The organism is Plantibacter sp. ME-Dv--P-122b (genome assembly GCF_030209375.1).
Taxonomy (GTDB): domain Bacteria; phylum Actinomycetota; class Actinomycetes; order Actinomycetales; family Microbacteriaceae; genus Plantibacter.
In genome coordinates this window covers 189909-209650 of the sequence record NZ_JARVSC010000009.1, presented here as the reverse complement: position 1 = coordinate 209650, position 19742 = coordinate 189909, and the positions used below count along the sequence as shown (strand labels likewise).

The following is a 19742-nucleotide window of genomic DNA, read 5'->3' as shown; positions in this document are numbered from 1 at the left end:
GCCCAAATATGGGCGAATGAACACACGCCGGAGGCGCTGGGGGGCGAACCGATGAGCAGGACCGTCCGCGAGGTCGTCTCGGCCGGGCTGATGTGCCTCCCGCTGGCAGCTGGGGTCGTCACTGCTTGGACCGTTCTCCCGACCGCACCCCCGACGCTCGACGTCCACGTCGACCGGAACGGAGTGGTCGACGGCACCGCGCCGACCTGGCTCATGGTCGCAGTCCCGCTCGCGCTGTCCGTGGTCGCCGCGATCCTCGGCCTCGCCGGGCTCCGCGAGTCGTGGCAGGCGAACCGTCGGGTGCAGCGAGCACTCGCTGGAGGAGCAGCCGTGCTGGGTCTCGTCGTCTTGCTGTGGTCGGTGGAGTTCACCCGGTTGGCCGGCACGGGAGCCGACCTGGTCGCGCTGCCGGTCGTCCTCTCGGTGTTCGGCGCGATGTTCTGGGGCGTCCTCTGCTTGGTCGTCACTCCGCCCGATCTCCTCGCGGACTGAACCCGGGCATGGGCACCACTCCCCATTCAGGGTTCGGGATCGAGGCCGGGCACGCGCAGCGGTGCGGGGATCGCCATCAGCGGTGCGGTGAGCGCCACCTGCGCGACGATCGGACGAGCAGTCCTGGGCGATCACCCCGTGCGCGTGCAGTGCCGGATCGGCGCTGTCCATGCGGCGATCAACTCGAGCTCCGACTCGCTCGCCTCGTTGAGGTTCCACTCTGATCCCATTCATTCGCCCATCCTTGGGCGAACCAGCACTCCGTCGCCCAAACATGGGCGAACGAATGCCGGTGGAGCGACTCAGAGCTGCGGCGAGGGCCGTCGGATCGCGGCGCGCTTGGCCTCGTCGAAGGTGTCCACGTGCAGCCATTCGGGCGGACTGGGCGCGACGATGAGGACGTCGTAGCCGGTTCCCTGCGCCTCGACGTACGCGAGACAGCATTCGGGTGAGGAGGGATCGGCGTCGTTCGAGATCCGCCATTGCCGGGCACCGATCGGGACGACGTGGTGCCGTTCGGACGAGTCTCGCGCTGGAGGAAACGGCGACTCGAGCGACAGTGCAGGAGCATGCTTCGTAACCATGCCATCAGGCTAGGCGCGCTCGCGGAACACGTCCCGAGGCTTGACTTCACAGGTTCGCGGCGACGCGCCGGGCTGCAGGCGAACGATCAGCGCGACGGGCGACGCACCGTCTCGAGCCCCAGCAGCACGAGGGCGACCACGATCGGGCCGTAGACGAACCCGTCGGCGAGCGTCAGCGATTCGCCGAGGAGGAGGACCGCAACGAGGACCAGCAGCACCGGTTCCAGGTAGCTGAGCAGCCCGAAGACGCCGAACGACAGCAGACGACTCGCGACGAGGTACAGCACGAGGGCGACGCCGCCGATCACCCCGAGGAGCACGATCCCCCAGCCCAGCTGCGGGTGCGCGCCCAGGACGGCGAGTGAGGACGGTTGCAGCGCCAGCACGATCGCGACGGGGACGAGGACCGCCAACTCGAAGCAGAACGCACCGATGGAGTCGAGCTCGGCCCGGCGCCGGATCGCGAAGTAGACCGGGTATCCGACCGCGACCGCGATGGTCGCCCAGGACAGCCCACCGGCCACGACGATCGCGGCGGTGACACCGACGGCGGCTGCGGCGACCGCGGCGATCCGGAGCGGTGCGAGTCGCTCCCGATGCAGGACGACGCCGACCACGACCATCGCCAGCGGCATCAGGAGGTAGCCGAGCGCGAGTTCGAGCCCGTGCCCCGTCTGCGGTGCCCAACCGAAGAGCCACAGCTGGAGGGACAGCAGGAGCCCGTCGGCGACGACCACGAGGACGAGGAGCGGACGACGTGCGAGACGGACCGCGATGTCGCGGACGTCTCGCCACCACCCGAACACCGCGATGAGCGTCGCCAGCACCGGCACCGTCGCGATGACGCGCCAGGCGAAGATCTCGTTCGCCCCGAACGGCTCCAGCAGCGGTGGCAGGAAGAACAGCGCCGCGAACAGGAACGAGGCGACGACGGAGACGAGGACCCCGCGGGGCGTCGTCTCGCGATGCTCAGGGGGAAGGGCGGTCGTCACGGGTCCTCACCCTATCGTCGGCGGCACCGAGGGCTGCCGCCGGCGTATGGCGCCGCCGCTCACCAGTCGTGGACGGTGCCGTCCGTCAGCCGGTTCACCGGCAGGTACGCCTTCGTGTACTCGAACGCCGCTGCCGCGTCCTCATCGAGTTCGACGCCGAGGCCGGGCTGCTCGCCGGGGTGCAGGAAGCCGTCGTCGAAGGTGAAGGAGGTCTGGAACACCTCGAGGGTCTGCTCGTTGTGCGGCATGTACTCCTGGATCCCGAAGTTGTGGATCGCGAGGTCGAGGTGCAGCGCTGCGGCCATCCCGATGGGCGAGATGTCGGTGGGGCCGTGGATGCCGGAACGGATGCCGTAGATCGCCGCGAAGTCGAGCAGTTTCTTCATCGCCGTGATGCCACCGGTATGCGTCACCGCCGAGCGGACGTAGTCGATGAGGCGCTCGGTGATGAGGGTCTGGTAGTCGTACACCGAGTTGAAGACCTCGCCGATCGCCAACGGCGTGGTCGAGTGCTGGCGGACGAGTCGCAGGGCGGTCTGGTCCTCCCCCGGTGTGCAGTCCTCCAGCCAGAAGAGCTTGTACGGCTCGATGTCCTTCGCGAACCGCGCGGCCTCGATCGGCGACATGCGGTGGTGTCCGTCGTGCAGGATCCGGAGACCCGTCCCGAAGTCCTGGCGGATCTGCTCGAAGACGCCCGGCATGTGCGCGAGGTAGCCCGCGGTGTCCCAGGACTCCTCGGTCGGTGCCGTGGCGGCCGAGCCGTCGGACGCTCGCTTGGCCGGCTCGTAGTCGTAGCGGACACCGGGCCCTGAGGCGGACACCCCGTAGACCTGCCCGAGGCCCGGCACACCGGTCTGGACGCGGACCGCGGTGAACCCGAGCTCCTGGTACCCGGTGATCGCGTTGGCGAGCGCCTGGTAGTCCGTCCCCGAGGCGTGGGCGTACGCCCGGATCCCCGACCGGCTCGCCCCGCCGAGCAGCTGATACAGCGGCACCCCGGCCTTCTTCGCCTTGATGTCCCAGAGCGCCATGTCCACCGCGGCGATGGCCGCCATCGTGACCGGGCCGCGCCGCCAGTACGGTCCGCGGTACAGGCACTGCCAGGTGTCCTCGATGCGGTCCTCGTCGCGGCCGATCAGCATCGACGCGACGTGGTCGCCGAGGTACGACGCGACGGCGAGCTCGCGCCCGTTGAGGGTCGCGTCGCCCCAGCCCACGACACCGTCGCTGGTGGTGATCTTCAGGGTGACGAAGTTCCGGCCGGGGCTCGTGACGATGACGTCCGCGCGTTCGATGCTCATGGGGGTTCCTTTCGAGAGGTCGGGTGCCGGTCAGATGGCGTCGCGCGGGTCCGTGAGGTCCCGACCGGCGACCTCGGGCATCCAGATGGACGCGACCAGGGCGCAGAGGGTGAAGACGCCGAGCATGATGATGATCGGGATGAACGAACCGGTGGCGGCGGACACCCAGGCGGCGGCGATGACGGGGCCCGCACCGGTCGCGACGATCGCGGCGATCTCCCGGGCCATCGCCGTGTAGGTGTAGCGGTTCCGCGCGCCGAAGAGTTCCGGCAGGGTCAGGTTCTCGAGCGACGCGAAGCTCATCACGGCCAGGTTGTGCAGGACGACGTAGCCGACGAACACCAGGACGGTCTCCTTGCTATGGATCATGAGCATGGTCGGGACGATGACGATGAGCGCGATGATCGCCCACACCACGTACATGCGCTTCCGCCCGTACCGGTCGCCGAGCCAGCCGGAGAGCGGCACCGTGATGAAGGCGACGAGCGAGGAGACGATGACGGCGTTCACCCCGATCGAGCGGTCCAGCAGGAGGACGACGGTGATGTAGCTGATGAGGTACGTCTGGACGAGTCCCGAGTTGCCGGCCTGGCCGAACCGCAGCAGGAGCGCGATGCTGAACGCCTTGATCGGCTTGCGGTTCATGGCCTCGAGCGTGCGGAGGTTGCCGGTCTCGGTCGCGAGGGCGATGGTCTCCTGCTTGGTGAGCGCCTTGCCGTCGACGACGTCGTCGCGCTCCTCGAAGACCGGGCTCTCCTTGAGGTTGAAGCGGACCCACACGGCGAAGAGCATGATCACGACGCTGCCGATGAAGGGGATGCGCCAGGCCCAGGCGATGACCTCGTCCTCGCTGAACGCCAGGAGCAGACCGGCCCACAGCGCGGAGGCGAGCAGGGTTCCGCAGTTGGTCCCGAGCGCGACGAGCGACGCGATGATGCCGCGCCGCTTGGCCGGAGCGTACTCGGCGAGCATGACGCCGGCACCCGAGATCTCGGCACCGGCTCCGAAGCCCTGCGCGATCCTCAGGAGGACCAGCAGGATCGGCGCGAGGAGGCCGACCTGCGAGTAGGTCGGCAGGAAGCCGATGAGCGTCGTCGACAGACCCATGAGCAGGATCGTGTAGAAGAGGACTTTGGTCCGACCGGTCTTGTCGCCGAGCCGGGCGAAGAAGAACGCACCGACCGGACGGGCGACGTACCCGACGCCGTAGGTCGCCATCGCGGCGACGACGGCCATGGCCGGGTCCTCGTTGGAGAAGAAGAGGTCGGCGAACACGAGCGCAGCTGCCAGCGAGTAGAGCTGGTAGTCCATGAACTCGAGCGCGGTGCCGAGCCAACCGGAGATGGCGGCTCTGACGAGGTCGCGGACGGATCGGTTCGCGGTCGGGTCGCCGGTGGCGACGGACGACTTGGGTTCAGACATGAGGTACTCCTTCGGACCTGCGGGATGAAGCGGGAGTGGGGGTGGGGTGGAGCAGAGTGGAGCGGTGTTCGGTGGACGGCTCAGAAGGCGAGGAGCACCTTGGCCGAGCGGGACGAGTCCCGAGCGACGGCGAAGGCGTCGACCGCTTCCTCGGCTGGGATGACTTGGGTCACGACGGCGTCGAGGAGATCGCCCTCGGCGAGGAACGCGATGGCGTCGTCGATCTCGGTGGAGAAGCGGAACGCCCCGCGGATGGTGAGCTCCTTGGCGAGCATGGGGGCGAGGTTGATCGGGCTCGCGGCGTCGGGGAGCATGCCGACCTGGACGATCGACCCGCCTCGTCTGGCGGCCCGGACCGCCTGGGTCAGCGCGACCGGAGCACCGGAGCACTCGAAGACGACGTCGTAGGCCTCGTCGGCGACGGCGTCACGTCCCACGAGCAGGAGCTCGCCGGCTCCGACGGTCGCGGCACGTTCGAGGGCCTGTTCGCGCATGTCGCTCGCCGCGATGGTCGCGGCGCCGGCCCGTCCGGCGGCGGCGATCACGAGCAGACCGATGGGGCCTGCTCCGATGACGAGGACCCGCGCGCCACGCACGTCGCCGGCCAGTCCGACCGCGTGCATGGCGACCGCGAGGGGTTCGGCGAGCGCCGCCCGCTCGAGCGGGAGTCCGTCGGGCAGGACGCGCACCATCGAGTGCTCGACGATCAGGTACTCCGAGGCACCGCCCTGCCGGTGCGGGTCCGCTGCGGCGCTCCCGAGGTAGTCGCCCCCGGGTCGCAGGTGTGGGCGGTCCTCGAGGCCCGGCAGGCTCGGGCCGTAGCGCGCCGGGTGCACGGTGACCCGGGTGCCGGGGGCGAGCCGCCCGGAGGGGTCCACGTCGACGACGGCCGAGAGCTCGTGGCCGGGGGTGAGCGGTTCACGGATGACGTACTCGCCGTTCGCTCCGTTGAAGTAGTAGTGCAGGTCGGAGCCGCAGATGCCCACGTACCGCACCCGCAGGCGGACCTCGCCGTCGCGCGGTTCCGGGGTGACGGCGTCCTCCCAGCGGATGTCCTCCGCGCCGTGGATCGCGAGCGTCTTCATCGGTGGGCTCCTGTCGTGGTCGCGGTCGCCTGTGTCGCGGCGAGGCTGTCGCGGATGGCCGCGTCGACGCCGTGTCGGTGGATGGTGTCGATCAGTTCGCCGACCCTCGAGATGAAGGTCGGCTGCCCGGCGAGGTCCTGCCCGAAGAGGTGCAGCTCCGCGATCACCCGATGCGCGAGGTGCCGGCCGTCCGTCGACGTGTCCGCCAGCCGGGCGAGCTCCTCGCGGGCCGGATCGACCATGGCACGCGCGTGCGGACCGGGATCGAACCCGGGCATCGGAGCGATGCAGGACAGGTAGGCCGCGACCGTGAGGGCGATGAGGTGCGGGACGGATCCGGCCTCGAGCAGGCGGAGGGCGGGTTCCGGGATGCGCTGGCGGAGCTTCACCGACCCGTCGGTGCCCACCTGCGCCGTGCGGTGCCCGAGCGAGTGGTTCGCCCAGCGTTCGAAGAGCTGCCCCTCATACGTGCGGACGTCGACGCCGGACGGGAACCGCACCGACGGTTCGTACTCATCGCGGAGGATCGCCAGCGCGGCGGATTCGACGACGGTGTCGGCGATCGACGCCGAGATCGTGGCCACCCCGCGAAGCGCGCCGAGGTAGGCGATGAGCGAGTGCGTCCCGTTGAGGAGCCGCACCTTCATCTGCTCGTACGCCCCCACCTCGTCGGTGAACACGGCGCCTCCGGCCTCCCACGCTGGGCGGGCGGCCGCGAAGCGGTCCTCGATCGCCCACATCGTGAACGGCTCGGCGGAGACGGGTGCGTCGTCCCGGACGCCGAGGCGGGCGGTCACGAGCTCGCGCAGCTGCGGGGTCGTCGCCGGGACGATGCGGTCGACCATGCTGGACGGGAAGGCGACCGCGCTGTCGAGGTAGGCGAGCGCTTCCGCCCCCTCGGTGCCGCGCAGTTCGGAGAGGAACGCCCGGACGAGCGCCTCCGTGCGAGCGCCGTTCTCGCTCAGGTTGTCGCAGCTCAGGATCGTGATCGGCGCTCCACCACCCGAAGCCCGCCGCTGCAGACCGCGAGCGAGTTGGCCGATGGTCGTCTGCGGCGCGCCGCCGCGGAGATCGGCTGCGATCAGCGCGTCGTTCAGGTCGAGGAGGCCGGTCGACGGCGAGGCGCTGTAGCCGTGCTCCGTCACAGTCAGCGTGACGACCTGGATGCGGTCGTCCGCGAGGGTGCCGACCACGCGCTCCGGTTCCTCCGCCGCGACGAACGCGTCGGTGTGCACGGCGGGCACGGAGAACGTGGCCCCGGTGGGTGAGATCTCGGCGACCGTGTAGCGGAGATCCTGCGCCTGCATGGCGTCGACGACCGCCCGGGACCGGGATGCGACACCGACGATGCCCCATTCATCGCTTCCCGCGCTGAGCGCAGCCGCCGTGTAGACGGCCTGGTGCGCTCGGTGGAAGTTACCGAGGCCGAGGTGCAGGACACCGGCGGCCGACGGTGTCGAGTGCTTCGGACGTGGGCCGGAACCAGCGCCCAGTCGCGGCGGCAGGGCCGTCATCGCCGAGCCTCGAGGCACTGCGTCGTCGGCTGGAGGAGATCCGCGTCGATCATCATGAAAGCGATTCTGAATGGTTTGTACAAAGTTTGTCAAGTAGTTTCATGGCAGCACGATGCCGCATCATGAGTACACCCGACCCCGCGAAGGATCAACCGTGACCGCCACCCTCACCGATGTCGCCCGTCACGCGGGCGTCTCCATCGCGACCGCGTCCCGGGCGTTCGGCGAGCCGGATCGCCTTGCGAACGCGACGCTCGAACGGGTCCTCACGGCGGCGGCCGACCTCGGGTACTCGAACCCGAACGGATCGACGGCCGAGAAGACCTTCGGCGTCATCGTCCCCGACATCGCCAGCCCGGTCTACGCGACGCTCCTGAAGGGCGTCCACGCCCAGGCCTGGCAGGGACGCCACCGCCCGGTGTTGTTCGACACCGATGAAGACCTGCACCGGGAGCACGAGCAGCTCGAACTGGCGCGGAAGCTCAACGGGATGCTCCTCTGCTCGCCACGCCTCCCCGACGACGAGATCCGCGCGCTCGTGGGCGACACCCCCGTCGTGGTGGTCAACCGCATCATCGACGGACTGCCCTACGTCGTGATGGACACCGAGAGCGGGCCACGGCAGGCGGTCGAGCACCTCGCCGCCCTGGGTCACCGACACATCGCCTACGCGGCCGGTCCAAGGCACTCCTGGGCGGACCTCCGCCGCGGCGACGCGGTCGCGGCGGCATGCGCGCAGCTCGACATCGAGTTCACCCGCCTGGGCCACCAGGCGGCCTCGATCCAGGGCGGACTCGCCGCAGCGGCCACGATCGTGGCGAGCGGCGCGACGGCGGTCATCGCCTACAACGACCTGGTCGCCCTCGGCATCGACGCCGGCGTCACGTCGATGGGCAAGCGCTGCCCCGAGGACATCAGCATCATCGGCACCGACGACATCGAGATGGCGTCCATCCGCCAGCCCGGTCTCACCACCGTGCGGCTCGCGATCAACCGGTGCGGGTCGTTGGCGGTCGAGGTGCTCCTCCAGGCCATGGCAGGAGCGTCGCCCCGTTCGGTCGCCAGTCTCGACTCGCAGCTCATCGTGCGCGATTCGACGGCACCCCCGCACCGGGACTGACGCGGCGGACGGCAGCTCCCCCGGTCAGCCGGCGTCCCATCGGTGGAGTCGGGCGGCCGCGAGACCCGACACGAGCGCGAACGCCGCCATCAGACTCCAGACCACCGCGAGTGGCACGGGCTGAGGGCCTTGGGAGATGGTCGCCTCGAGTGCGCCGACGATCCAGGTCGTGGGCAGGAGCCCGAAGAGACCGGCGACCCACTCCGGAAGGACCGCGAGCGGAAAGAGGGCCCCGGACGTGGTGAGAGCGAGCATCGGCAGCAGATACGCGAGTTGCATGGCGATGTCCGGGTTCGTCAACCGCGCCGCGAGGAGGTAGCCGAAGCCGAGCAGCATCGCGCCACCGAGCAGGATCGTGCCGGCGATCGCGACGAGGTCGGCGAACGGGCGGGTGGGCACCGTCCAGGCGGCCAGGGCGATGATCACCGCGGCCTCGACGACGACCAACCCCACGCGGATCGGCAGATGTCCGAGCAGGTACGCGTCGCGACGGGCCGGCGAGGTCGACAGCGCCCGCAGCAGGCCGGTGCTGCGATGCCGGACCAGCGGCACCGTGGTGAGCATGAACGCGATCGCCATCGATCCCGTGCTCGAAACGAGCGGGAGGCCGCGCTCCAGTACGCCGGCAGGGCTGCCGGACGCTGACGCCACGAGGACGTCCACACCCCAGAGCAGTCCGATCAAGGCCAGGAAACTCGCCGCGAGCGCGATGATCGAGCGCGGGTCCCGCACGAGGTCGTGCGCGTGGGCCGCGGCGAAGCTCCGGACCTGCGCTGGGAACGCATGCGTCGTGCTCATGGGCTGTGGGCGCGGTCGCCCTCGGCTGCGGACGTCGGCCGACTCGCGAGATCGATGAACAGATCCTCGAGTGACCCGTGCGCCACTCGGAACCCGCGCGGTCTGAGACCGGTGGAGAAGGTGAGTCGGCGCAGCACGGCGTCGGGGTCGTCGGTCACGATCCCGACCAGGCTGACGGCACCCTTCGCCGTCACGGTGATCTCGCCGGGGATGTCGTGCGAACGCAACTCGTCCGCGGTGGTCCGGCCGGGGACCTCGAAGGTCACCGTGGCCGTGACGGCGTGTTCCCTGACGAGGGTCTCCGGTTCTCCCGTGGCGGCGATCGAACCGTCCACGAGGACGGCGATCCGGTCGCAGACCTGGGTGGCCTCGTCCATGTGGTGCGTCGAGAGCAGGATCGTCGTCCCGCGTTCCTGCTGGCGCCGGATGATGTCCCAGAGGTTCCGCCGGGCCTGCGGGTCGAGACCGGCGGATGGTTCGTCGAGGACGACGATCTCGGGATTGCCGATCAACGCGATGGCGATCAGCAGGCGACGCTCCTGTCCTCCCGAGAGGTGCTTGACGCGCACGCGCCGTGCCTCCCCCAGATCGAGCTCGTCCAAGACCTCCTCGGGACGTCGCGCGTCGCGGTAGAACGACGCGAAGAGGTCGAGGGTCTCCGCGACCGTCAGCGTCGGGAACAGGGTGGCGGCCTGCGGCTGCACCGCCATCCGCTCGGTCACGTATCGGCGGTCGACCGACGGGTCTCGCCCGAGCACGCGGACGGTTCCGGCTGTGGGCCGTCGGAGTCCGACGATGGTCTCGAGCGTGGTGGTCTTCCCGGCGCCGTTCGGTCCCAGCAGTCCGAACACCTCGCCCGTGTGGACCCGGAGGGAGACGTCGCGCAGGACGCTCCGGTCGCCGTAGCGCTTGCTGAGCCGGTCGACGGTGACGACCGCCCGGGCCGATTCGTTCATCGTCGTCCTCCAGACGGCGGGGCATCGTGTTCACCCGGGAAGAAGATCTCCTCGATCGGGCGGGAGAGCAGGGCGGAGACCCGGAACGCCAACGGCAGGGACGGGTCGTAGCGCCCGGTCTCGAGGGCGTTCACCGTCTGCCTGGAGACGCCGAGTGCTTCAGCGAACTGGACCTGCGTCCACCCGCGTTCGGTGCGCAGGGCGCGGACGTCGTTCTTCACCGGGTGGCCCGAGCGAAGACGATGGCGACACTGACGCCCCAGACCGCCATCCCGCCGATGAACACCCACCACTCCGGTTGCGGCACGACGACACCGGCGGTCGACAGGAACACGACCGCGAGGCTGATCAGCATCGCCGCACCGAACCCGATGGCGAGACTCAGCACGATCACACCGCGCTGCAGTTCGTCGACCCGGCGCACGTGCCGGACGAGTGCGATCACGATCCACACCACCGGCACGAGCGGGACGAGTGCGACCGCGACGGCTGCGGGCGATCCCGGCTCCGTGGGGAACAGCTCCGGCAGGAAGAGGAACGTCACGAGGAACCCGACGGCACCTGCCGCGATCTCCCACAGGTATCTGCGAGACGCACGACGCTCCTGCGGCGTCGATCCCCGTGTCGTGTGCTCGTTCATACAGCCACCTCTCGTTGCGTGCTGGTCTTGGTGATCGCCCGTCCCGCGGGCTCGGACTGATCCCACTCGAACCGCCGCACGGCGAGCGCGCCTGCTGCGACGGTGACGAGCGACATGAGCCCCCAGAGCGCGGGAACGGGGAGGAACGGTTCGGCCCCGGTCAGCGAGGCACTCGCGGCCACGGCGAACCAGGTGGTCGGCAGGCAGTTCATGGCGACCTGCACGGCGACGGGGAGGATGGACTGCGGCAGGAGCCCACCCGACGCGAACACGAGCCCGATCGTCACCATCACCATCGTCTGTTGCGTGGCCTCGGCGTTCCGCGATCGGGCGGCGAACAGGAGAGCGACAGCGAACAGCATCGCTGCACCGAGGAGGAACGAGGCTCCGAGGGCCAGGAGGTCCACACCGTCGACGTACCTGCGCCAGACCGCGATCCCGGTCGTCAGCACCAGGATCCCCACCGCCACCAGCGCACGCAAGGGCAGCTGGGCGAAGAGGAAGGTCGACCGTCGGAGCGGCGTCACACCGAGCAGCCGGAGCAACCCGCGCTCCCGCATCGCCACGAGCGGGACGGTCGTCCCGATGAACGCCAGGCTCGCGACCCCGACCAGGGCCACGATTCCGAGGTTCTCCTGAAGCGGGTCGATCTTCACGTCGCCCTCGTCGTCCGTCACCGTCACCCCGTGCGCAGGGATACCTGCGTCGCGCAGCCCTCGCCAGATCGGGTCCCACGCAGCCTGGTCCCCAGCGTCGAGCACGACCAGGGCGCGCCCCTCGCGCACGGTCACCCGCGCGTTCCGATCGGGAGCGCCGTCGGCGACCATCCGCACACCGGCCCGCTCCAGAGCCGATGAGACTCCCGGGTCGTCCGTGTCCAGCGCGACGACCGGAGCAGGGCCCAGGACGACGAAGGCGAGCCACATGGAGACGTAGATCACGAGGATGATGCCGGTCATGAACCACATCGAGATCCCGGTGAGCGGGTTCCTGAGCACGTCGCGAGCGCTCATCGACGCCAGCCGCCGGAACGCTGCGCTCCGCCGACCCGCACGCCGCCCGTCGACGGGTGTCATCGACCCGACTCGTTCGCGGGACCGAAAATGACAAGGAAACCTGACATACGTCAAGCATGCTTGTCATCAAGCCACGTGTCAAGTGCCCTTGTCAGCGTTCGGCGGGCACCCCCTCGGCGCCACGAGCGCCGGGAGCCGACTCGTCGATCGACGCCGACAACGACGAAGGCCCCCGATTCCTCGGGGGCCTTCGTGTCACATCCACTGGTGCGCGAGGCGGGACTTGAACCCGCACGCCCTTTCGAGCACTGGCACCTGAAGCCAGCGCGTCTGCCAATTCCGCCACTCGCGCGAGACACCAGACGTCACCGCTCTCGCGGCAACTTATCGAGGATAGCACGCGGAGCCCGGGTGGCAGAACACCGGAGATCCGCGCCAGGGCAGGAGGAAACGACCCCGACGGTCCGGTGCCGATGCTGATCTCCTGCCGCCGAGCGGGTGAACACCTGGCGTCGGCGCCCGCGTCGATTGGCCTCGTGTGCAGGCAAACCGTCTAACATTGCCTGGACACCGACACGAATCGAGAGACCGTGGGCATTCTGGACAACTTCGAGAAGGGACTCGAGCGCGCCGTCAACGGCGCCTTCGCGAAGACCTTCAAGTCCGGACTCCAGCCGGTCGAGATCACGAGCGCGCTCCGACGCGAGCTCGACACCAAGGCCGCCGTCGTGTCCCGCGACCGCATCCTCGTGCCGAACAAGTTCACCGTCCGCATGTCGCCCACCGACTTCGAGCGCATGGACGCCATCGGTCCCTCCCTGATCGACGAGCTCGGTTCGCTCGTCCAGAAGCACGCCAAGAGTCAGGGCTACTCCTTCCCCGGTGCCGTGACCATCAAGCTCTCCAGCGACCGCTCCCTCCCCGACGGCCTCGTCCAGATCGACAGCGTCAACCTCAAGGGCTCCGTCACCTGGGCGCCCGTGCTCGACATCGGCGGCAAGCGCTACCCGATCACGCAGGCCCGCACGGTCATCGGCCGCGGTACCGAAGCCGACATCACGATCCCCGACACCGGCACCTCGCGGAAGCACGTCGAGATCCTCTGGGACGGCAACGCCGGTCAGGCGCGCGACCTCGGCTCGACGAACGGCTCGAAGCTCAACGGCCAGCCCTTCCGCCAGGCGGCCCTCTCCCCCGACTCCGTCATCGAGATCGGCCGCACCAGGATCGTGTTCCGGGTGGTCGCCAAGGCCGGCGGCTCCGATCGCCAGATGAGCGATGCGACCCGACGTCACGATGTGTCGTCCTTCGGCGACTCGTGGGGGGACGGCGCGTGAGCGAACTGACCCTGCTGGTCCTCCGCATCGGCTTCCTGCTCCTGCTCTGGACGTTCGTCTTCGGCATCGTCTACGCCCTCCGCACCGACCTCTTCGGACCGCGCGTCCGGAAGCCGCAGCAGCAGTCGTCGAACGGTGCTCCTGCCACCCCTCCGCAACCGATGCGCGCCGCGACCGCCCCTGCCCCCAGCCGGCCCGCCGCCGCTGGATCGAGCGGAACGCCTCCGCGCGCCACGGTCGACAACACCTCGCGCCTCGTGATCGTGTCCGGCCCGAAGCAGGGCACCGAGCTCCCCCTCGGCCGCGAGCCGATCACCATCGGCCGCTCCGCGGACTCCGGCCTCATCATCCGCGACGACTACACGTCCACGCATCACGCGCGCCTCATGCTCTGGAACGACGAGTGGATGGTCCAGGACCTCGATTCCACCAACGGCACCTTCCTCGCCGGCAAGCGCGTGAGCGTCCCGACGCAGATCCCACTCGACACCCCCGTCAAGGTCGGCCAGACCAGTTTCGAGTTGCGGCGGTAACCCGGTGACGACCAGCGGCGCCGGCGCAGCGCTCTCCCACGTGGGTAAAGTGCGCTCAAACAACCAGGATTCCGGCTACTCCGGGCACCACCTGTTCGTCGTCGCCGACGGCATGGGTGGCCACGCCGGTGGTGACGTCGCCTCGGCGATGGCCCTCAACCGCATCATCGAGGCGGACGAGCCGTACCCGTCCTCCGAGGCCGCTGAGGCGACGCTCCAGTCGGCGATCCTCGCGGCGAACTCGATCCTGGGCGATACGGTCTCGAAGCACCGCGAGCTGACGGGCATGGGAACCACGGTCTCCGCGCTCGCGGTCATCGGCAACGAGGTCGCCATCGCCCACATCGGCGACTCCCGGATCTACCTCTTCCGTGAGGGCGAGCTCAGCCAGATCACGGTCGACCACACCTTCGTCCAGCGCCTCGTGGACTCAGGCCGAATCACGGCCGAGGAGGCGATGGTCCATCCCCGCCGATCGGTGCTGATGCGCGTCCTCGGCGACGTCGACGCCTCTCCCGAGATCGACACGATGACACTCGGGACGCAGCCGGGTGACCGCTGGATCCTCTGCTCGGACGGTCTCTCGGGCGTGGTCGACGAGACGCACATCACCGCGACCCTCACCGAGAAGCTGTCAGCGCAGCGCACCGCCGAGAAGCTCGTCCGGCAGAGCCTCGACCGCGGCGCACCGGACAACGTCACCGTCGTGGTCGTTGACATCGTCGACGAGCCGGTGGGTGACGGTGAGCCCGTCGTCGTCGGTTCGGCCTCGAAGCCCGTGGCCTTCGCGCTCACCCCGTCGGTGAAGAAGCCATCGCTCATCCCCAACAGCTGGCTGCACCCCGGCCGCGTCACCTCGCTCGGCAACTCCCACTTCGAGCCGGCCTCCGAGGACTATCTCGACGAGCTCATCGAGGAGGACGAGCGCCGCGCGAGACGTCGGCGCATCACCTGGCTCGTCGGGCTCATCGTGGTCATCATCGCGATCGTCGGCGGTGTCGTGCTCGGGTACGCCTGGACCCAGACCCGCTACTTCGTCGGCGGCGACGACGACACCGTCGTCATCTACCAGGGCATCCAGCAGGACGTCGGCCCCATCCAGCTGTCGAGCGTCAAGGAGGACACCGGCATCCCGCTCGGCTCGCTCTCCGACTTCGATCGCCAGGCCGTCGACCAGACCATCAGCGCCTCCTCCTTCACCGAGGCCCTCGACATCGTGAAACGTCTGCGGGTGACCGATGACCAGTGACGTCGCAGCCCCCATCCAAGCCGACACCGGCGTCATCAAGACGATGCGCCGACTCCGGCTGCCGAAGAAGCTCCGCAACCTCGAGCTCGCCCTGCTCATCTTCGCGTTCGCCATCAACGCGGTCGCGGTCATGCTCGTGCAGCTCGGGGCCCTCGGACACCTCGACTTCGCCCTGATCACCTTCGGCTCGGGCCTGTCACTGCTGGTCCTCGCCTTCCACATCGTGCTGCGCTACACCGCGGCGGAGGCCGACCCCTTCCTGCTGCCGATCGCCACCGTGCTCGGCGGCGTCGGCATCGCCGAGATCTACCGGATCGACATCGCCCTCGGCGACTCCGGTTGGGCGAGCGCCGCGGTCCGACAGATGGTGTGGAGTGCGATCGCGATCGCCGGGGCCATCGCCGTGGTCCTGATCATCCGCAACCACCGCGTCCTCTTCAAATACACGTACATCGCCGGACTCTTCGCCTTCGTCCTCCTCCTGCTGCCCCTGTTGCCGGGCATCGGTCGCGAGGTCAACGGCGCCCGCGTCTGGATCGGCATCGGCGACGCGGTCACCTTCCAGCCCGGCGAGATCGCGAAGATCGCTCTCGCGGTGTTCTTCGCCGGTTACCTCGTGCGCACGCGCGACAGCCTCTCGATGGTCGGCAAGAAGTTCCTCGGGATCCAGTTCCCCCGGCTGCGCGACCTCGGCCCGATCCTCGTGGTCTGGGCGATGGCGATGGGCGTGATCGTCTTCCAGCGCGACCTCGGAACCGGTCTGCTCTACTTCGGCATGTTCCTCGTGATGCTGTACGTCGCGACGAGCCGCGCGAGCTGGATCATCATCGGCCTGACGATGTTCTTCGCCGGTGCCTTCATCGCCGGCCAGACGCTGTCCTACGTGGCCGGTCGATTCCACAACTGGTGGGACGCCTTCAACCCGGAGGTCTTCGACCGCGACGGCGGCAGCTACCAGCTGGTACAGGGCATCTTCGGCCTCGCCCACGGCGGGCTGCTCGGCACCGGTCTCGGCCAGGGCATGCCCGAGATCACCCCCGTCCCGCAGAGCGACTACATCATCGCGAGCCTCGGTGAAGAGCTCGGTCTCGCGGGCCTCTTCGCGATCTTCGCGCTCTACCTGCTGCTCGTCTCGCGGGGCTTCCGGGTCGGCTACGCCGGAACCGACGACTTCGGCAAGCTCCTCTCGATCGGCCTCGCGTTCACCGTCGCACTGCAGGTCTTCGTCGTCGTCGGCGGCGTGACCCGCATCATCCCGCTCACCGGGCTCACCACACCCTTCCTGGCGGCCGGCGGGTCGTCGCTCGTCGCGAACTGGATCATCATCGCCGTCCTGCTCCGCATCTCCGACACGGTCCGAACCCAACCCAAGGCGGTGGTCTCGTGAATCGCGAACTCAAGCGGGTGAGCATCGTCGTCCTGGCGATGTTCCTGGCGCTCTTCGGGTCGACCACCATCATCCAGATGTTCCAGGCCGACACCCTGAACGCCGACGGCCGCAACACGCGGACCCTCTACGACAGCTACCGCACCGAGCGTGGTCCCATCCTCCTCGCGGACGGCACCGCCATCGCCTCCTCCGTCGCGAGCGACGACGAGTACAAGTACCAGCGCGTCTACGCCAACGGCCCCCTGTACGCGCCGGTCACCGGGTACTTCTCGCCCACCCAGGGGTCATCCGGGCTCGAACTCGCGACGAACGACCTTTTGAGCGGCACCTCGAACTCGCAGTTCCTCGACTCCATCAACCGCCTCATCTCCGGACAGGCGCCCAAGGGCGCGGCGGTGGAGGTCACGATCGACCCTGTCGTCCAGCAGGCTGCCTTCGACGCGCTCGGCGATCAGGAGGGCGCGATCGTCGCGATCGAGCCGAAGACGGGCAAGATCCTTGCCTCGGTGTCGAGCCCCGGCTACGATCCGAACGTCCTCGCCAGCCACGACAACGCGGCCGTGCTCGATGCCTACCGCCTCCTCGACGACGACGACCGCCAGCCGCTCCTCAACAAGGGCGTCGACGGCGACCTCGATCCGCCCGGTTCCACGTTCAAGCTCGTCACCGCGGCCGCAGCGTTCGCATCGGGCGACTACACACCGGAGTCGGAGTTCCCGAACCCGTCCACCTACACGCTCCCCGGCACGAGCACCGTCATCCGCAACTCCGAGGGCGGAAGCTGCGGCGGCGGCGCGACGGTGTCCATCGCGACAGCCGTCGAACTCAGCTGCAACATCCCGCTGGCGGAACTCGGTGTCGAGCTCGGGTACGAGAAGATCCGGGACATGGCGCAGAGCTTCGGCTTCAACATGGACGTCAACATCACCGGAACGGGACTCAACCCGATGCCGATGCAGCCGAGCACGTTCCCCAACGCGCTGAGCGACGACCAGACCGCCATGGCCGCCTTCGGGCAGTACACCGTGCGCGCCTCGGCACTCCAGATGGCCATGGTCTCGGCCGGCATCGCGAACGGTGGCATCGTCTGCAACCCGCAGCTGGTGAACCGCGTCGTGAACCCCGATCTGAGCGTCCTCAAGGAGTTCGAACCGGCGCAGCTGTCGCAGCCGATCTCGAGTTCGGTGGCCAAGGAGATCACGGACATCATGGTCCAGGGCGTCCAGAGCGGTGCTGCGACTAATGCAAGAATAGATGGGGTCGATGTGGCTGGAAAGACAGGCACGGCACAGAACGGATCCGACGATCCGTACACGCTGTGGTTCACCGGTTTCGCGCCTGCGGACGACCCCAAGGTCGCCGTGGCGGTCGTTGTTGAAGATGGCGGTGGACTCGGACAGGACGGTTACGGCAACCTCGTGGCCGCTCCGATCGCGAAGAAAGTACTAGAGGCGGTGCTGAACAAATGAGACCGACAGCCGGGCTGACCTTCGGGGGTCGCTACGAACTGCAATCTCGCATTGCGATCGGTGGCATGGGCGAGGTGTGGCAGGCCACTGACCTGGTCATCGGCCGGACCATCGCCATCAAGATCCTCAAGGACGAGTACATGGGGGACCCCGGGTTCCTCGAGCGGTTCCGTGCTGAGGCACGACACGCCGCACTCGTGAACCACGAGGGCATCGCCAACGTCTTCGACTACGGCGAGGAGGACGGCAGCGCGTTCCTCGTCATGGAACTCGTGCCCGGTGAGGCGCTGTCCACCGTGCTCGAACGCGAGCGCGTCCTGCCCACCGACAAGGTGCTCGACATCGTCGCGCAGACCTCGTCGGCTCTCCAGGCCGCGCACGCCGCAGGCCTCGTCCACCGTGACATCAAGCCGGGCAACCTGCTCATCACGCCGGACGGCCGCGTCAAGATCACCGACTTCGGCATCGCCCGCATCGCCGACCAGGTGCCGCTCACGGCCACCGGTCAGGTCATGGGCACCGTGCAGTACCTCTCGCCCGAGCAGGCGAGCGGGCACCCCGCCTCACCGTCGACGGACATCTACTCGCTCGGCATCGTCGCGTACGAGTGTCTCGCGGGACGCCGTCCGTTCACGGGCGAGTCGCAGGTCGCCATCGCGATGGCCCAGATCAACGAGCAGCCGCCGGAACTCCCCGTCACGATCGCCGAGCCGGTCCGCCGGTTCGTCATGTCGATGATCGCGAAGAACCCCGTCGACCGCCCGGCATCCTCCGCCCACGTCGCGCGTGCCGCCCAGGCGCTCCGTCGAGGCGACCTCAACGCCGCGGCCGCAGCCGTGCCGATGATCCTCGGTGGGGCCGGCGACGCCGCGACCACCGTCATGGACCAGACCCGCCGGATGCCCGCAGCCGACGACGCGACCACGCAGTTGCTGTCCGCCGCCGAAGCGGACCAGCTCGAGGACGACGTCGAGGGCGATGGCGAGAAGAAGAAACGCAGCAAGTGGACCTGGCCGCTCATCGGTCTCGTCGCCCTGCTCGTCATCGTGCTGGTCGGCTCGCTGATCGCCGTCTTCGCCAACCAGGGCAGCGACGCCGGGGGCACCACGCCGCCGCCGACGACGTCCGCGGCGCCGAAGCCGACGAAGTCTCCGTCTCCGACGCCGACACCGACACCGACGGTCTTCCCGATCAACCTGAGCGACCTCCAGGGCCGATCCTTCGACGAACTGAACACGATCTTCAGCGCACCGCCGTACAACTTCAGCGTCTCGAAGAACGTCGGCAACGCCGCGACCTCACCGGAGCAGGTCAACACGGTGTACGACGTCAACCCGACGGGTAACGTGAAGACGGGGTCGGCGATCACCCTCACCGTGTACGGCGAGATCGCGGTCATCGACCCTCCCTCCGAAGCACCGAAGTTCGACCAGTCCGTGCTCAACGACGGCGGCCAGCTCGAGATCCCGAAGGACGCGACATCGACGACGATCCGGGTCGACTGGCTCGCCGTGCAGAACGCCTGCCCGACCGGAACCGACTTCCTGGGCTACACCGTGACGGTCACCGGAGGAACGTTCCAGAACAACACCTCGGGTGAGTTCGACGCCAACACCACGTTCGGTACGGTCACCGTGGACACCCCCGGATCCCTGTCGGCGACGTACGCGGTGCGGTGCAGCACCGGCACCTCCTCGGGTTCCCCTGCACCGTCGCCCATCACCGTCGTCAAGGCGACTTCCTAATACCGCTTCGAGGAGTGCTCTCAGGGCCATCCCTGAGAGCACTCGAAGGGTGCCCGGGTAAGCTGTTAGTGTTTGTCCTCCAAGCGAATTCAGGGGTGG

At 68.7% G+C, this 19742-nt stretch carries 19 protein-coding genes and 1 tRNA gene; 8 read left to right on the top strand and 12 right to left on the bottom strand.

From position 1 onward, the window contains the following. The first annotated feature begins 51 nt into the window (after positions 1 to 51). Positions 52 to 492, top strand: a complete 441-nt coding sequence (locus tag QRN19_RS15950) for a hypothetical protein (protein ID WP_285028180.1) — start codon at positions 52 to 54, stop codon at positions 490 to 492. A 302-nt stretch (positions 493 to 794) separates the two neighbouring features. Here QRN19_RS15950 and QRN19_RS15945 read toward each other — a convergent pair whose 3' ends face one another. The 6 genes from QRN19_RS15945 to QRN19_RS15920 all read right to left on the bottom strand — a co-directional run bounded on the left by QRN19_RS15945 (position 795) and on the right by QRN19_RS15920 (position 7390). Next, a complete protein-coding gene (locus QRN19_RS15945) occupies positions 795 to 1076 on the bottom strand; it encodes a hypothetical protein (protein WP_285028179.1) in 282 nt (93 codons plus the stop codon). Positions 1077 to 1162: 86 nt separating this feature from the next. Continuing rightward, positions 1163 to 2068 (bottom strand): EamA family transporter RarD, encoded by a 906-nt coding sequence (rarD, locus tag QRN19_RS15940; RefSeq protein WP_285028178.1) that lies wholly within the window; start codon positions 2066 to 2068, stop codon positions 1163 to 1165. A gap of 59 nt (positions 2069 to 2127) precedes the next feature. Further along, positions 2128 to 3369 (bottom strand): D-mannonate dehydratase ManD, encoded by a 1242-nt coding sequence (gene manD / locus QRN19_RS15935; RefSeq protein WP_285028177.1) that lies wholly within the window; start codon positions 3367 to 3369, stop codon positions 2128 to 2130. Positions 3370 to 3399: 30 nt separating this feature from the next. Next, positions 3400 to 4791, bottom strand: a complete 1392-nt coding sequence (locus tag QRN19_RS15930; RefSeq protein WP_285028176.1) for an MFS transporter — start codon at positions 4789 to 4791, stop codon at positions 3400 to 3402. Between the two features lie 80 nt (positions 4792 to 4871). Then, the gene (locus tag QRN19_RS15925) at positions 4872 to 5876 is read right to left on the bottom strand and encodes an L-idonate 5-dehydrogenase (protein ID WP_285028175.1); all 1005 of its coding nucleotides are present in this window, start codon (positions 5874 to 5876) and stop codon (positions 4872 to 4874) included. Next, complete coding sequence (locus QRN19_RS15920; RefSeq protein ID WP_285028174.1) at positions 5873 to 7390, bottom strand: mannitol dehydrogenase family protein; 1518 nt, start codon at positions 7388 to 7390, stop codon at positions 5873 to 5875. Before QRN19_RS15920 ends, QRN19_RS15925 begins: the two co-directional genes overlap by 4 nt. A gap of 154 nt (positions 7391 to 7544) precedes the next feature. Between QRN19_RS15920 and QRN19_RS15915 the strand changes: the two genes are divergently transcribed. Beyond that, positions 7545 to 8510, top strand: a complete 966-nt coding sequence (locus tag QRN19_RS15915) for a LacI family DNA-binding transcriptional regulator (protein ID WP_285028173.1) — start codon at positions 7545 to 7547, stop codon at positions 8508 to 8510. Positions 8511 to 8534: 24 nt separating this feature from the next. On the opposite strand, the gene QRN19_RS15910 is transcribed toward QRN19_RS15915, so the two are convergent. From QRN19_RS15910 to QRN19_RS15885, 6 genes are all read right to left on the bottom strand, one after another. Next, entirely contained in the window at positions 8535 to 9308 is a 774-nt protein-coding gene (locus tag QRN19_RS15910; protein WP_285028171.1) for an ABC transporter permease, read from the bottom strand. Further along, the gene (locus tag QRN19_RS15905) at positions 9305 to 10264 is read right to left on the bottom strand and encodes an ABC transporter ATP-binding protein (RefSeq protein WP_285028169.1); all 960 of its coding nucleotides are present in this window, start codon (positions 10262 to 10264) and stop codon (positions 9305 to 9307) included. The genes QRN19_RS15910 and QRN19_RS15905 overlap by 4 nt, the downstream gene beginning before the upstream one ends. After that, the gene (locus tag QRN19_RS15900) at positions 10261 to 10485 is read right to left on the bottom strand and encodes a helix-turn-helix transcriptional regulator (protein ID WP_079704339.1); all 225 of its coding nucleotides are present in this window, start codon (positions 10483 to 10485) and stop codon (positions 10261 to 10263) included. Before QRN19_RS15900 ends, QRN19_RS15905 begins: the two co-directional genes overlap by 4 nt. Continuing rightward, positions 10482 to 10904: a hypothetical protein gene (locus QRN19_RS15895; RefSeq protein ID WP_285028168.1), complete on the bottom strand. Its 423-nt coding sequence runs from the start codon at positions 10902 to 10904 to the stop codon at positions 10482 to 10484. The genes QRN19_RS15900 and QRN19_RS15895 overlap by 4 nt, the downstream gene beginning before the upstream one ends. Next, positions 10901 to 11917, bottom strand: a complete 1017-nt coding sequence (locus QRN19_RS15890) for an ABC transporter permease (RefSeq protein WP_285028167.1) — start codon at positions 11915 to 11917, stop codon at positions 10901 to 10903. The genes QRN19_RS15895 and QRN19_RS15890 overlap by 4 nt, the downstream gene beginning before the upstream one ends. 268 nt (positions 11918 to 12185) lie before the next feature. Continuing rightward, a tRNA-Leu gene (locus QRN19_RS15885) sits at positions 12186 to 12272 on the bottom strand. A 238-nt stretch (positions 12273 to 12510) separates the two neighbouring features. Here QRN19_RS15885 and QRN19_RS15880 point away from each other — a divergent pair. Genes QRN19_RS15880 through QRN19_RS15855 form a run of 6 tightly spaced genes read left to right on the top strand, consistent with a single transcriptional unit; the run spans position 12511 to position 19643 of the window. Next, positions 12511 to 13257, top strand: coding sequence for an FHA domain-containing protein (locus tag QRN19_RS15880; protein WP_285028165.1), 747 nt, complete (start codon positions 12511 to 12513; stop codon positions 13255 to 13257). Next, on the top strand, positions 13254 to 13790 hold the full coding sequence (locus tag QRN19_RS15875) for an FHA domain-containing protein FhaB/FipA (protein WP_285028164.1): 537 nt from the start codon (positions 13254 to 13256) through the stop codon (positions 13788 to 13790). Before QRN19_RS15880 ends, QRN19_RS15875 begins: the two co-directional genes overlap by 4 nt. A gap of 4 nt (positions 13791 to 13794) precedes the next feature. Next, complete coding sequence (locus QRN19_RS15870) at positions 13795 to 15039, top strand: Stp1/IreP family PP2C-type Ser/Thr phosphatase (protein WP_285028161.1); 1245 nt, start codon at positions 13795 to 13797, stop codon at positions 15037 to 15039. Continuing rightward, positions 15029 to 16426: an FtsW/RodA/SpoVE family cell cycle protein gene (locus QRN19_RS15865; RefSeq protein WP_079704333.1), complete on the top strand. Its 1398-nt coding sequence runs from the start codon at positions 15029 to 15031 to the stop codon at positions 16424 to 16426. Before QRN19_RS15870 ends, QRN19_RS15865 begins: the two co-directional genes overlap by 11 nt. Beyond that, on the top strand, positions 16423 to 17898 hold the full coding sequence (locus QRN19_RS15860; protein ID WP_285028159.1) for a peptidoglycan D,D-transpeptidase FtsI family protein: 1476 nt from the start codon (positions 16423 to 16425) through the stop codon (positions 17896 to 17898). Before QRN19_RS15865 ends, QRN19_RS15860 begins: the two co-directional genes overlap by 4 nt. After that, positions 17895 to 19643 (top strand): serine/threonine-protein kinase, encoded by a 1749-nt coding sequence (locus tag QRN19_RS15855; RefSeq protein WP_285028157.1) that lies wholly within the window; start codon positions 17895 to 17897, stop codon positions 19641 to 19643. Before QRN19_RS15860 ends, QRN19_RS15855 begins: the two co-directional genes overlap by 4 nt. The last annotated feature ends 99 nt before the right edge of the window (positions 19644 to 19742 follow it).